This is a genomic window from Scytonema sp. UIC 10036 (assembly GCF_009725235.1).
The window spans coordinates 39,639-53,502 of sequence record NZ_WJFC01000085.1 but is presented as its reverse complement, the minus strand read 5'-3'; the positions used below and the strand labels follow the sequence as shown (position 1 = coordinate 53,502).

Sequence of the window (13,864 nt, the reverse complement as noted above, 5' to 3'; positions counted from 1 at the left end):
TAGATTTTATATTTTATATTTTCGATTATTTAATTTGACAATTTATAATCTAAAATCAAAAAATCACAAATCAAAAATCCAAAATCCCCAAATCCCAAATCCCAAATCCCAAATCCAAAATCCATCAATCCCAAATCCATCAATCCAAAATCCCAAATCCAAAATCCAAAATTGGTGAGATTCTCGCCACCGCCGTTCAACAAGCCCGCAATTTAGGGGACAAACGAGCAGAAGCCTATGCTTTGGGAAGTTTGGGAAGTTTATACGAACAAACCAAGCAGTTGTCGGAATCGCAAAAGCTAACCCAGCAAGCATTGTTTCTAGCACAAACAAGCAATGCACCAGAGATTACTTACCGATGGCAATGGCAGTTGGGAAGATTACTCAAAGCACAAGGAGATATTAAAGGAGCGATCGCCGCGTATGATGCTGCTGTCGATACGCTTCAGTCACTCCGCAGCGATCTTGTAGCAGTTAACCAAAACGTGCAATTTACCTTTCGAGACAGTGTAGAACCTGTCTACAGACAATCGGTAGAATTACTGCTACAGTCTCAACAAGAGCAACCCGATGTAAAAATTCTAGAGAAAGCACGTCAGCGCATAGAAGCACTACAGTTGGCAGAACTCGATAACTTCTTTCGGGAAGCTTGTTTGCAAGGGCAGAGAGTGCTGATTGATAAAGTTGTGGATCGAGATAACCCAACTGCAGCTATTCTCTACCCAATCGTTCTAGAAAACAAACTCCAAGTCATTGTTAAAATTCCCAAAAAACCCCTTCGGGTCTACGGTCGCGAAATTACCCAACCAGAAGTGGAAAAAACATTAAGTGAGTTGCGGCGAAATCTGGTCAGACCATCTGCAATTCAAGCATTCAAAGCACAGTCACAACAAGTTTATAATTGGTTAATCCAACCCATAGAGTCAGAATTAGAAACTAGTGGAGTCAATACCCTAGTCTTTGTACTAGATGGAGCTTTGCGAAACATACCACCAACAGTTCTTTATGATGGTAAGCAGTACTTAGTTGAGAAGTACGCCGTTGCCCTGAGCGTGGGTTTACAACTTTTTGAACCCAAACCACTCGTGCGACAACAACTAAACGCTCTGACTGCGGGGCTAACCGAACCACCTCCAGAGTTTTCGGATCGTTTTTCACGTTTGCCTGCCATTAAAACAGAATTAAACTTAATTTCCCAAGCAGGTGTATCAACGACAAGCTTGGTGGATGGGGAATTTACTAGCAAAGCTTTAGAAAACAAAGTCAGTAATGTTCCATTCAGTATCGTGCATCTAGCCACCCATGGTGAGTTTAGTTCCCGTGCTGATAAAACTTTTATTTTGGCTTCCGACGGACCAATTGACATTTCTCAATTTGGTAGTATATTACGCCAACGAGATGATGTTAGACCAGAAGCAATACAACTGCTCGTTTTAAGTGCTTGTAAAACAGCAGCCGGAGACAACCGAGCAGCACTTGGTCTTGCAGGAGCCGCTATCAAAGCAGGCGCACGCAGTACAGTAGCTTCTCTATGGCAAATTGATGATGAATCAACAGCCCAGTTCGTTGGTGCTTTTTACCGAGAACTCAAAAATCCCAACATCTCAAAAGCCGAAGCTCTTCGCCGCGCTCAGGTGCAAATGTTGAAGCATCCGAACTTTAACACACCCAGCTTTTGGTCTGCTTATGTTTTAATTGGGAATTGGCTGTAATGCTAATAGCTAATAGCTATTAGCTATTAGCCCTTAGCAACTTTGTTGCATAAAATCCGTAATTTAGACCGACAAGTATTTAGCAGCACTCATTAACTGGGGATTCAACTATGACGCGCACCATCTATGAGCTAGAGGATATTCCATTGACTGTGCCTATTACACTGGCGGCTCGCAGAACTGCTGAGAAGTTTGCCAACGAGCAACCAACTCCCGAAAAAGCTGCACAGGTTCGGCTCAATACTCTTTGTGTATGGGTGGTGCATGAGTATTTGGAGTTTATGGGGATTTCCACTCAGTTAAATAAAAGTGATACTTGGAACCGTGTAATACGTATATGCGCTGATATTGCTGATTTGGAAATACCTGGAATAGGTCGTTTGGAGTGCCGTCCGGTACATCGCTTCGAGCAAATTTGTTACATTCCTCCAGAAACTTGGGAAGAACGGGTAGGATATGTTGTTGTTCAAATCAATGAATCTTCTGAGGATGCCAATTTACTTGGCTTTGTCCCTAGCGTTGCTACGGAACGATTACCTTTAAACCAACTTCAACCTTTGGAAAATTTGATCGAACATTTGGCTCAACTGCGGCAAAGCCCAAGGAAAACTCTGGTAAATCTGAGTCAATGGCTCAATGGTGTCTTTGATGCAGGTTGGCAAACTCTTGAATCGTTATGGAATCAGCCAGAATTAAGACCGGTTTATGCTTTTCGGAACAGTGATATTGTTGACCGCACGCAAGAAAAGGATTCACTCACTAAACGTGGAAAATTGATCGATTTGGGAATCCAAATTGCCAATCAACCCGTCATGTTAATAGTGGAAATACGACCAGATACAAACTCACAAATGAGTGTTCGTCTTCAGGTGCATCCTACTGGTAACAATAGTTACTTAATACCTGGTTTGCAATTAACGGTGCTAGATGAGTCTGGCTCGGTTTTTCTGGAATCGCAAGCTAGAAATGCAGATAATTACATTCAATTACAGTTTAAGGGTGAACCGGGAGAACAATTTAGCGTTAAGTTAGGCTTAAATGATGCTAGTGTCACAGAACACTTTGTGATTTAGTGAGTGAAGGACGAAGGATAAAGGATAAAGAATGAAGTATAAAGAATAAAAATCTTTTTCACTGAATTCTTGTTTTGATACTTCATAACTTCATACGACAAAGCTGAATACTTTCGTGTTATGTGTAAATTAGTCGTATTAAAATTCGCTGACGGTAGCTTTGAGCAAGGATTTTCCGTTACCCTTCAGATTGGTGAAGAAGGTGAGCGTCCCTCAACCGAAATTACTGGGCGATTGCCTGCGGCAGCAGAAATGCCACTGTATTACAATCACTGGCAAGCTAGCTACCGACAGATAGGCAGTCGCTATCGTCTGTCTGCTGACAAAGTACAAGTGACAAATGTGTCTGTGACTCAGGATTGTCAAAATGCAGCACATATTTTGCGATCGCGTTTTAATACGTGGCTAAAATCTGAGGAGTTTCGCCCCGTCCGGGAGAAATGGCTGGAAAAATTGCTGCCTACGGATGAGTTGCGTGTTATTTTGCAAACAGAAGATTATCAATTAAAGCGTTTGCCCTGGCATCTCTGGGACGTACTGGAGCGCTATCCAAAGGCTGAGGTGGCTATAGCGTCACTCAGATACGAGCGGGTAGCCTCCAAGAAAACACGTAACGATAAAGTTAACATTCTAGCAATTGTTGGGAACAGTCATGGGATTGATACTGAGGCTGACCTGAATTTACTACAACAACTTAACGATGCAAATGTCACTTTGTTGGTGGAACCGCAGCGCAAAGACTTAACCGACCTGCTTTGGGGCAATAGTTGGGATATTCTTTTCTTTGCAGGTCATAGTTCCAGTCATGGGAAAGATTGCACCGGACGGATATATATAAATAGCACCGATAGCCTAACTATCAGCGAACTCAGGTACGCTCTGCGAAAAGCTGTGGAACGTGGTTTACAACTGGCAATGTTTAACTCCTGTGATGGATTGGGATTGGCGCGAGATTTAGCCGATTTGCAAATTCCCCAGATGATTGTGATGCGCGAACCCGTTCCAGATTTGGTAGCGCAGGAATTTTTAAAGTATTTTTTAAAAGGGTTTGCCAGTGGTGAGTTGTTCTACTTAGCAGTGCGAGAGGCAAGAGAACGATTACAAGGTCTTGAAGATAAGTTTCCTTGTGCTACCTGGTTACCCGCAATCTGTCAAAATTTGGCAGAAGCTCCTCCTTCTTGGCAGCAGATTACAGGCAAAGTTGAATTGTTACCCTTAGAACCAGAACCACTTCCTTTGCCACCCCCACCTTCACCTAAGATTACTGTAGCGTTGTTCTCTTCTGTGGTGGTGACTGCCTTAGTCTGCGGGTTGAGGTTTCTAGGATGGCTACAAGGACCGGAACTTCAAGCTTTTGACCATATGATGGCAGTGCGTCCTGCTATTTCTAATGAGAAACCGGACGATCGCTTGCTGGTGGTGACTATTGAGGATGCTGATATTGCACAACAACGGCGTAACGGCGAACGTTTAGATGGAAAATCTCTTTCGGATCGCTCCCTTAACCAACTTTTGGAAAAACTCGAGCAACATCAACCCCGTGCTATTGGTTTGGATCTCTACAGAGATTTTAAAGCTCAAGACCCAAATTTAATTACCCGTCTTCAGCAAACCGAAAATTTAGTTGGGGTTTGTAAGGGGAGTGATGGAGTTACATCTGTAAACGGTATTGAACCACCACCTGAAGTTCCAGAAGAACGTTTGGGATTTAGTGACTTTGTTCACGATCCTGATGGAGTTGTGCGCCGACATCTCCTTTTTATGGACCCGGAGGCAATCTCTTTGTGTCCGGCTTCTTTTGCCTTTAGTATACAATTGGCATTCCGCTATTTATTGGCAGAAGGTATTCAACCAAAGTTTACACCAAGTGGAGATTTACAACTTGGCAAAACGGTTTTTCCAGGTTTGCAACCTCGCACTGGCGGTTATCAAAGTATTGATACTAATGGCGGTCAAATTTTGCTGAATTATCGTTCATCAAAAATTATTGCCAAGCAGGTAACGCTGACACAAATTCTGTCTACTCCTATTAATCCGAGTGCAGTTAAGGACAAAATTGTTTTAATTGGGGTGGCTGCTAGAGGTGATTACCCGGATTATTGGGCAACTCCTTATGGGAGTAAGTTAGATGAGCAAATGGCGGGAGTGTTTGTACAAGCGCATATGGTAAGTCAAATTATCAGCACGGTTTTGGATGGGCGCAAGCAATTGCAAGTTTTATCACCATTCGTTGAAGTCGTGTGGATCTTGGGGTGGTCTGCCATAGGAGGAGTTTTTGCTTGGCGAGTCCGTTCGTTGCCTAAATTGGCGCTTTTTGTTGGTGTTGTTTCTGGCTCTGTCTACATACTTTGCTTTGGTATGTTAATACAAGGATACTGGGTGCCATTTGTTCCTTCTGCTTTGGCTTTAGTTGTGACTGTTGTTGCTACCTCAGTTCAAAAATAGGGGTAGGGGTAGGGTGTAGGGGTAGGGGTAGGGGTAGGGGTAGGGGGTAGGGGTAGGGGAGTGATTTATTAAATTTAATTAAATAAACTCAGTTAAGTAACTAGTTATGATAGCAAAATCGGGTTTGAGAAAACTAATTTTGGCAGTTGCCTTCGGCTGCGTCAGTTTACCAGTAAGCTCAACTTGGGCGATCGCGCAACCTGCTCGACCAAGTGCAACAGAACGTCCTAATCTCACCCCGCCTGAGTCTAAATCAAGACCTCGCAGACAACCCATTCGGCTGATTTTACCTCAACTTCCTAAAGGTATATCCTCTCCAGGAGGTCGTCGTTATGGTGGAGCTAGACGAACTGGGTGTCCAAAAGATGTAGAATTGCAACTGACTGCCCTCGTCCCTGCTACTGAGTCACAACCTACTATTACAAATGTATGGGGTTTAACGTCAGTAGAACGTCCCATCCTATGGTTCTACACGCCTTACAATAAGAGCTCTAAGTATCCGGCAGATTTTGAGTTGCTTGATGACCAGTCAACTCCAATCTACAAAACAGCCATTTCTCTTCCAAATGTAGCGGGAGTTATTGGCGTTCCTCTACCTCCACTGGCAGTAGGCAAACAATATCGCTGGTTCTTGAATGTTTACTGCGATCGCGAAGGGCAAGAAACTCCTATTTTTGTTGAGGGCGTGGTGCAACGAGTTAATCTGAGTCAAGCCATTCAAGAGCAACTGCGAAAAGCAGAACCAATACAGCAAATTGCAATCTATGCCAACAATGGAATATGGCATGAAGCACTGACGACACTGGCACAATTGCGTCAGAAAAATCCTAACGATGCAACGCTTGCTGAAAATTGGAAGGAATTGCTAACGAGTGTTGGTTTAACTCAGTTCGTGACACAACCGCTAACAGTAGCCAGTGAACAGTGACCCTCATCTCGTTCCCAGGCTGAGCCTGGGAACGAGAGATTCCGCCTACACGTTGCTAGTACTGGATGATTCATCTATATTTAATGCAGTGAATCCCTCGTGGAGAAAACGATCGTCACTTATCAAGCGTCCAAGGTACTAAAGCAAATCGTATTGTCAGCATGAAATTCCAACTGTTCCCAACTTTTTTATTTTCCCAGATTAAAGTACGTCATTGGTGGCTTGGTATCCTGATATGGGTAGCGATGGTTGCTCCGGCTCAAGCATCAGTGATTTTACGTATCGCCATTGAGAGGGATGTTAATCAAGTAAGAGTCGGTAGTTCTACGACTGCAGTTGTAAAAGATGGTAGCGGTCGTACTTTAGGACAACTCCCTGAGTTGAGTTCTTACTATGCTCAAGCTGTTCCAGGGGGAGTTGCTTTGGATCGATGGAGATCTAGTTTATTCTGGATTGAGCCTACAGGTAAAGGGTATGTCTATATCGGAGATCGCTGGTATCGAGGTAGAACTCTAGTTGTTCCTTCACAAAAAGGGTTAACTGCGGTTAACTGGGTTGCTATGGAGGAGTATCTTTACAGCGTTCTTGGTGGGGAGATGAACTCCCGATGGCCAATAGAAGCGCTGAAAGCACAAGCGATCGCAGCCCGTACTTATGCACTTTACGAACGGGAAAGACAGCGCAACAATCCCATTTACGATTTGGGTGATACACCGGATCGCTGGCAAATTTACAAAGGCGTTGTGAGTGAATCACCTACCACTTACGCGGCTGTGGATGCAACAGCAGGGAAGGTACTGACTCACAAAAATAGAATAATTCTCTCTGTGTTTCACGCTTGTTCTGGCGGACATACTGAGGATGTCGAAAATGTGTGGGGAAGCTATGAGCCATACCTGCGTGCTGTTCCTGACTTTGACCAAAATATTAGGGAATGTAATTGGGTTAGAACCTTTTCTCCTGCGGAAATTAGCGCTCAAATTCCTGAAGTTGGCAATGTCAAGAAAATTGTCACTGAGAGTACTTCACCTTATGGCAGTGTGAAAGCTCTAAAAATTGTGGGCGATCGAGGTGAAAAGGTACTCAGAGGTGAGGATGTGCGTACAGCACTCAAACTCAAGAGCACTCGTTTTACCGTCAGTAATGGTAACGGTAGCTTTACGTTAAGAGGGCTTGGCTTTGGTCATGCTATAGGTATGAGCCAGTGGGGAGCGTATAATCTAGCACTACGCGGTTACAATCACTTACAAATTTTGAACTACTATTACCGAGGTGTTGCTCTCGCGCCAATTCAAGTGAAATAAATTATGAATGATGAATGATAAATTATGAATTGAAAGTTTCATAATTCATAATTCATCATTCATAATTCATCATTCATAATTCATCATTCTCCCTAAATTCTTGTTCTAACAAGTCGGTTTCGGTGGAGTAGGCTAAATCGTCAGTACCGATGACTTTTTCTGCGGCAAATTGACGGGCATAAGAAATTTTTTGCTGCAATTGCGTGTTTGGATCTGCTAACAATCTGGCGCGAGCTTGTCGAGTGCGGTTACGGCTGCTGATTTTGTTGTTGCGCCACTGAATCCAAAAGTATCGGATTAAGGGTATAACAAGAAAACCTGTTCCGTAAGCTAATAGCAGCCAGTAAATTCCTTGAACAAAGGCAACCAATCCTCCTAACTGTGCTGCTGCTACGCCATCTCTTAACAAACTTCCCAGCACTAGCGCACCAACAAAATTGGCAACTCCCAACCCAGCACTCAACATAATTTGCCCTGATGTGGCTGCACTGAATCGCCAAGAAAATTCCATGAGGTAGTCTGATAGGGAGTCATAGTGCTTTTTAGCTGCACTCACTTGCAATTCTGGAAAGTAATAGACAATTTCTCCTTCAGGGCTGACTGCGGGTTGTCCGTTAAAACGAGTAAGAACGGGTATCATATAATCTTCGTACTCTTTTGCAGAACCTTCCCCGATATCATCAAGATAAGGAGCAATCTGTTCGGCAACAATTGCACCTTGATTGTTGCGAATAACGTTAGCGATTTCTTGCCAACGGCGTTCTTCTAGGTTGGCATTGGGGTTACCATCACCAAATAAAAACGAAAATACAGCTTCAAAGAAGTTGAGATTGCTTTTTTCTCGCCGTCTTTGTCGTTGGTGAGTGTCGTAGTCAGGGCTAAGATACCAAAAGAGATCGGGGAAATAAAAGAAACTAAAGCTGCTACCCCTGTCATCACTGTCGCGATCTGAGTTTACGGCAGAGATGATGAAGATAATTGAGATGGTTATCAGAGCAATGGACGCAATGAGGAAAATTCCAAAGGAAATCCGGAGCAGGTAAAAAATAATTCCCCAAATTTTTTGCCACCATTCCTGCAATCTTAATTGAAAGTATTTATTACGTAAAATAACTCTAAAGTTTTTAGGAAATAGGTAAACAATATCACCTGTCTCTGAAACTTGTAGATGTCCACCAGCATCAGAAGCTAGGGCTAGTAAACCCTGATTTGCTTCTGCAACATTTAAACCAGCTTGAGTTGCCACGTCCCCAACGGTGACGCGATAACCCAATTGTTCTACAGTTTGCATTATGGTGGGATTTGGAGCCATCGCTCTTCCCTCGCAATGAAAAATAATCTTCTTTCTCTAGTATAAAGATTTCTTTTTTATTAGACTTTTTGAAAACGTTGCACTCAAGAAACTTGCAGACAGGATTAACTCATGGATCGGTGTTTGGGAAACCGAGGTTGCCACCACTGATACCACGAGAACCAAGCCTTTTCTAAGATATAGTAAGCCTCTTTAGAGGAGCCGTTTTTCAAGGGAATTGATAAACGTGTCCAAAGACAACGCCTGTCTTGAAGGGGTTCTTGATTGAGTAACCAAGGTAGTAAGCGCTGGGGCTGCATCTGATAGAGGTACTGATTTTGCTCAAATTGCTCCTCTGTGAATGTACTGCTACCTTGTGCATGAATACAGGCACTCAGATAAGCCCGTTGTTGCTCAACTCCAAGACCATAGTAGCCTATTCCTTCTTTTTTGCGTACTGTGGGAGGTGATGAAGTAAAAGTCAAATTTTCGAGCGATATGGGAGTATTACGATCTTTTAGATAGTACATTTCAATATCTAAAGACAAGTTGTTCTGAATATATTGGTAATGCTTTTGGGCTAAAAGTTCGGGATATTCTTTGTTAAGATTGGGCAAGAAGTAGCTTTGACTAAACTGCCACGTTGGTAATGGAATTTCTTCTGGAAAAACAAAATAAGCGACATCGTGTTGGTCTACTTTAGAAAGTAGAATGATATTCCCTAAAACTACAAGGATACAGATAAAGGTTAGTCCTAGCAGCAGAATTCGGAATTGTTTCCAGATAATCACCTTTTTATCTTAGTAGAGGTTTCATTTTCTGACGCGCTTTGCCCAACGAAAAACCAGCAGAATAAACTAAGAATTATAACTGAAATAATTGAAAAAGTTAGAGAACCATTTCCATGATGCCAGTATTCAAAAGCTTGTTGTTTATTTTTTATTACTAAAACAGTCATGAGTACAACTCGCATCCCATTGACAAAAAATCCTATAATTCCTGCTACTATTAGTACAACAAATTTCTGTTGTTTTAGAGTGGGTAACATCGAGATAAAAAGTAGTGCTAAACCCAACAAATGGAAGATAAGTTCTATTCCAGAACAGCCACCTAAAACTTCAACACTGCCTGTTGGAAGATAGATTGTGACCCCAGAGAGCGTTACATCAGCACCTGTACACCAAAGAATGAAAGCTGCAAATTTAGCTGTGAGTGGAGATATATCAATTAGCCATGAAGGTAAGAGTTTGGGGACTCCAAGAAAAAATAGGAGTAGCAATTCTTGTTGATATTGTTTTAATCCTAGAAAACCAGAAGCTAGCAAGGCAAGACCAAGAGCACAAATAAAAGGAGAAATAAATAAAAAGACTCCAAAACTTGTGAGAGATACACTTTTGAGAAGTACTATTCCAATAAGTGATAGACCAAAGAAGCTAGAGAAAATTCCACTTTCTAATACTAACTTATGATGTTTTTCCCAAATGAGAAACGATATAGCTGCCCAAAACAGAATACTGCTACCTAAAAGACTAACATTGTCTGCTTTCCAAGTAGCGGTCAAGTGAATTGCAATTAAGCCTGCTCCTATAGCTAGTAACCAAAACTGAGGATATTTGAGTTGTGTAATTGTGATTGGGTAGGTAGCTTTCATGCACTGGGAAGGGAGTAATTAACAAGTGAGGTTTCGATGGAAGATTTTCCCTGAAGTGAAATTCGCTAGCACTGCAAATAATTACACAAAAATTCCTACGAAAAGCTAGTCTATTGCTTAGACTAGTAGGTTGGGTTGAGGAACAAAACCCAACAAATGCTGATAAATGTTGGGTTTCGTTCCTCAAACGCCACATCGCTCAACTCTGGAAACCAGAGCACGCGAGTGGCTCCCCAACCTACCTTGAATTTGTGTTTTTTGCAAAACCTACGTAGGGCTTGCTGTCTGACCGATTTCCGTTTTAATGTGCTAGTGGTGTTTCAAGTAAAATTATCAAGACGTCTTAGTATACTATGTTACTAACCTTTTAGAAAAAAGCAATGATGTTTGGTTAGCCTTCACTCAAATTTAACAATATTGGCAAAAACAACACAAAGTACAAATTTAGATTTTTTTCTGCTTTTATGGCTTGTTTCGCGTTAGAATTAATACCCTTGGCTAGTTAGATAGCAAATTTTCTGCCTAATTACTATGGTTCAGTACACTCTTGCCCAAAGTCCAGAAATCATTCTTACCGTTCCTGGAAAAGATTCAGCCAAATCTCGTGAGAAAGCAATGGATCAGTTGATGAAACTGATGGATGAAGGTAAGTTACCCACAGAACTAGAAGATGGGTTTGGTCCGCAACAACTGATTGAAGTGAAAGAAACACCAACCGAGACTACAAGCGATGAAGATGCAATTTCTCAAGCTGTTCAAGTTTTGAGTAACCTTGCTACCCTCAAGCTGAAAGTACAGGAGTCACGTGGCGAGGCGCTGGAAATTCGCAAATCAATTGATATTTTATTTTCGGATAAGTCCGTGACTGAGGAGGAAATTACGCGTTTGAAGGAAGGTTTTAAAGTCCTCAAAAATTATGCTCAGGCTAATCTGCGTTATCAGGAAGCCCGATCAAAAGCAGAGGAGGCGCGACAAGTTCTCGATCGCGCTTTAAAATCTACAGACAAGTAGTTAAGTTGTAGTTGCGCTGTAGCGTAACTACAATCTTAGAAATCCATTTGACATTGACAGGAATCAATTGTGTATTGTATGCAACTGTCCCTGTTTTTATATTTCTAGTATCTACTCTTTTTTGGTATTTTTTCCAGACGAGGTGGACTGGAGACTGTTGAAGTCTGAGTTAGTGATGTCCCCAACCCGTTCAGCACTTGTACTCTTCTTATAATATTGCTGATAGTAGCTGTAAGAGGCTGTGTTAGCATCCTTAGATTTGTTAGCTACTACTCCTAATATCGGTGTACCAGAGACTTGGAGATCCTCTAATGATTGTTGGAATAGAGTTCGTTTGAGTTTGCCTAGCCCTGCAGTCAGTACCAGTCCATTGGTATTGGCTGCCAGCAGATTAGCATCTGCAAAGCCCAGAAGCGGTGGCGTGTCATAAATCACTAAATCGAAAGTCGATTGCATTTGATTCATTAAATCCTGCATCTTTTGAGAGGCAAGTAAGCGGATGGGGTCTGGTGGAGTTGGACCAGCTGTTAAGACAAACAGGTTGTCTTCTAAAGGCGATCGCTCAATCACATTATTCCAGTCTAGGTCTTGTGAAATCACATCGGTAAGCCCTTGAATATTCATCAATCCTACAAGATTGTGTATGGTAGGAGTTCGTAAATTAGCATCTACTAGCAAAACTCGATGTCCCATTGCTGCTGCAGCTAAAGCCAGGTGTACTGCAACAGTTGTCTTTCCATCGTCGGGTGCTGGTGAACTAATGACTAGCGATCGGATGGATGTGTCCGAACCTAGTAAAAGAATATTGGTATATAGGGAGCGAAAAACTTCAAAAAAGGACGCTCTAGCAGCTTGTTGCATTTCCCCAGCTGCCTCTTGCCAAGCCATTGCTCCAAGTTCTTTTCTTAGGGGAACTATACCTAGTAGTGGTAGTCTGGTGGAATCTTTGAGGTCTTGGGCAGTGTAGAAGACATTACTTAGCTTATCCACAACTAAAGCTGCTCCAACACCTAATAACGACCCCAGAACCGTGCCCATAACTAAGTATATCTTGGCATTGTCTGAGACAGGGTCAGGTTTTTGTACTTTAGTCAGTTTTGGATCTAGTAATTTCCACGGTTGTTGCTTTTGAGCTTTCTCTATCTCCAATGCTTGTTGTTTGGCTAAAAATTGATTGAGATTTTCGTTAGCAATTTTTAACTCCTGCTGAATATTATCGTAATCGCGACTGACGGTTGCTAGGCTTTTTACATATTTATTAAGGTTATTTATTTTTTCAGATAAGGAGAGATCGCGTGCTTCTAATTCTCGAATGCGGCTTTGAAAATCTTTATTAACTCTTTGTCGCTCCTGCTGTAGAATGGCAACTGATGCAGCCTTCTGTGCGTAGAGACGCTTCATGCCTTCTTCGTCATCTGTAAATACAGAACCTCGTTTGGAAATCTCGGCATTTACTTGCAAAAGCTGATCGAGTATCTTTTGGTAATGAGGATTGTCACTGAGTAACGAATTACTAGCGACTTCCCCTGGTTCTTGTGCGAATTCCCTTTGTAAATCCAGGTACTTAGCTCTCATCTGCTCCAGCATGGACCGATTTTCCAATTGCTGCTGAGTTAACGTAGCAATATGACCAGACACTTCTTGAGATTTCTGTGCTGGCTCAACCATGTTATTGACTTGTCGAATAGTTCGCAATCTGTCTTGCCAGTTGTTAACTCGTACCCGAATTGGTTTTACTTGCTTGTTAACAAAAGCAATTGCTTGATTGATTTCTGCTTGACGTTCTTTGAGACTGTACTCTAAATACGCATCAGCAATTAATTTCAAGAAATCACGCACTACCTCCTGTTCTGGAGCTTTGTATTCAATCTCCACAATATTCTGTTTTGTAGGTGTAATAATGAAATTCTCAAGAATTGATTCGTAACTCAGATCCATTTCTGGATATTTCTTCTGATATTTATCATGAAGCTTTTTAATAACTGGTTCTAACATCCCCCGACTTTGCAGAACTGCGATCGTAGTATCGACTGATTCTTCTACCTCAGGAGATGTTACTGTACCTTGAGAACCTAAAGTTTGAGGAACATTGGCTACTGCCCGACCCTCTCCAGAAACAGGTTTGGTTAAAATCTCAAATGTTCCTTTATATACTGGAGGTTCCATCTTCGCCTTCAGCACCGCTCCTGCTGCTACCGCACCAGTGATACCGATTATTAAAAGTGCTCTCCGTCGCAAAGCTTGTCCAACTTTGCCTAGATTCAAGTCATCATCATCTGCACGATTTAATGGAGCAGCGTAAGTTTCTAACGAAGGATGAGAATATTTTTCTGACTTCAGCATAAACTTGGTAAATCTTAACAACTCGTATTTCTTACGTAGATTCACGCTTCGACTCAATCTTGGCACTTTTAGTTAGATACATCAGAATGTCAAGCGCTTCGAGCCA

9 protein-coding genes and 1 pseudogene are annotated in these 13,864 nt (G+C 42.1%); 6 read left to right on the top strand and 4 right to left on the bottom strand.

Annotated elements, in window-relative coordinates; genetic code table 11:
- Positions 1 to 176 precede the first annotated feature (176 nt).
- From F7734_RS32330 to F7734_RS32310, 5 genes and pseudogenes are all read left to right on the top strand, one after another.
- Positions 177 to 1,712: pseudogene (locus tag F7734_RS32330) on the top strand (CHAT domain-containing protein); the annotation flags it as partial.
- 110 nt (positions 1,713 to 1,822) lie between these two features.
- Complete coding sequence (locus F7734_RS32325) at positions 1,823 to 2,785, top strand: DUF1822 family protein (protein WP_155748640.1); 963 nt, start codon at positions 1,823 to 1,825, stop codon at positions 2,783 to 2,785.
- 120 nt (positions 2,786 to 2,905) lie between these two features.
- Positions 2,906 to 5,230, top strand: coding sequence for a CHASE2 domain-containing protein (locus F7734_RS32320; protein WP_155748639.1), 2,325 nt, complete (start codon positions 2,906 to 2,908; stop codon positions 5,228 to 5,230).
- Positions 5,231 to 5,336: 106 nt separating this feature from the next.
- The gene (locus F7734_RS32315; protein ID WP_155748638.1) at positions 5,337 to 6,158 is read left to right on the top strand and encodes a DUF928 domain-containing protein; all 822 of its coding nucleotides are present in this window, start codon (positions 5,337 to 5,339) and stop codon (positions 6,156 to 6,158) included.
- 161 nt (positions 6,159 to 6,319) lie between these two features.
- Positions 6,320 to 7,462 (top strand): SpoIID/LytB domain-containing protein, encoded by a 1,143-nt coding sequence (locus tag F7734_RS32310; RefSeq protein ID WP_155748637.1) that lies wholly within the window; start codon positions 6,320 to 6,322, stop codon positions 7,460 to 7,462.
- A gap of 73 nt (positions 7,463 to 7,535) precedes the next feature.
- Here F7734_RS32310 and F7734_RS32305 read toward each other — a convergent pair whose 3' ends face one another.
- The 3 genes from F7734_RS32305 to crtA form a co-directional block, all read right to left on the bottom strand.
- The gene (locus tag F7734_RS32305; RefSeq protein WP_155748636.1) at positions 7,536 to 8,774 is read right to left on the bottom strand and encodes a hypothetical protein; all 1,239 of its coding nucleotides are present in this window, start codon (positions 8,772 to 8,774) and stop codon (positions 7,536 to 7,538) included.
- A 104-nt stretch (positions 8,775 to 8,878) separates the two neighbouring features.
- On the bottom strand, positions 8,879 to 9,544 hold the full coding sequence (locus F7734_RS32300) for a cyanoexosortase A system-associated protein (protein WP_166482288.1): 666 nt from the start codon (positions 9,542 to 9,544) through the stop codon (positions 8,879 to 8,881).
- Positions 9,541 to 10,404: a cyanoexosortase A gene (gene crtA / locus F7734_RS32295; protein WP_155748635.1), complete on the bottom strand. Its 864-nt coding sequence runs from the start codon at positions 10,402 to 10,404 to the stop codon at positions 9,541 to 9,543. Before crtA ends, F7734_RS32300 begins: the two co-directional genes overlap by 4 nt.
- A gap of 531 nt (positions 10,405 to 10,935) precedes the next feature.
- Here crtA and F7734_RS32290 point away from each other — a divergent pair.
- Positions 10,936 to 11,415 (top strand): hypothetical protein, encoded by a 480-nt coding sequence (locus tag F7734_RS32290; RefSeq protein WP_155748634.1) that lies wholly within the window; start codon positions 10,936 to 10,938, stop codon positions 11,413 to 11,415.
- Positions 11,416 to 11,526: 111 nt separating this feature from the next.
- On the opposite strand, the gene F7734_RS32285 is transcribed toward F7734_RS32290, so the two are convergent.
- A complete protein-coding gene (locus F7734_RS32285; RefSeq protein ID WP_155748633.1) occupies positions 11,527 to 13,758 on the bottom strand; it encodes a tyrosine-protein kinase family protein in 2,232 nt (743 codons plus the stop codon).
- Positions 13,759 to 13,864: the final 106 nt, after the last annotated feature.

Bases quoted from the DNA above. Each gene is read 5' to 3' on its own strand.
- F7734_RS32320 (WP_155748639.1), top strand. From the start codon at position 2,906: ATGTGTAAATTAGTCGTATTAAAATTCGCTGACGGTAGCTTTGAGCAA.
- F7734_RS32305 (WP_155748636.1), bottom strand. From the start codon at position 8,774: ATGGCTCCAAATCCCACCATAATGCAAACTGTAGAACAATTGGGTTAT.
- F7734_RS32310 (WP_155748637.1), top strand. From the start codon at position 6,320: ATGAAATTCCAACTGTTCCCAACTTTTTTATTTTCCCAGATTAAAGTA.
- F7734_RS32290 (WP_155748634.1), top strand. From the start codon at position 10,936: ATGGTTCAGTACACTCTTGCCCAAAGTCCAGAAATCATTCTTACCGTT.
- F7734_RS32285 (WP_155748633.1), bottom strand. From the start codon at position 13,758: ATGCTGAAGTCAGAAAAATATTCTCATCCTTCGTTAGAAACTTACGCT.
- F7734_RS32315 (WP_155748638.1), top strand. From the start codon at position 5,337: ATGATAGCAAAATCGGGTTTGAGAAAACTAATTTTGGCAGTTGCCTTC.
- crtA (WP_155748635.1), bottom strand. From the start codon at position 10,404: ATGAAAGCTACCTACCCAATCACAATTACACAACTCAAATATCCTCAG.
- F7734_RS32325 (WP_155748640.1), top strand. From the start codon at position 1,823: ATGACGCGCACCATCTATGAGCTAGAGGATATTCCATTGACTGTGCCT.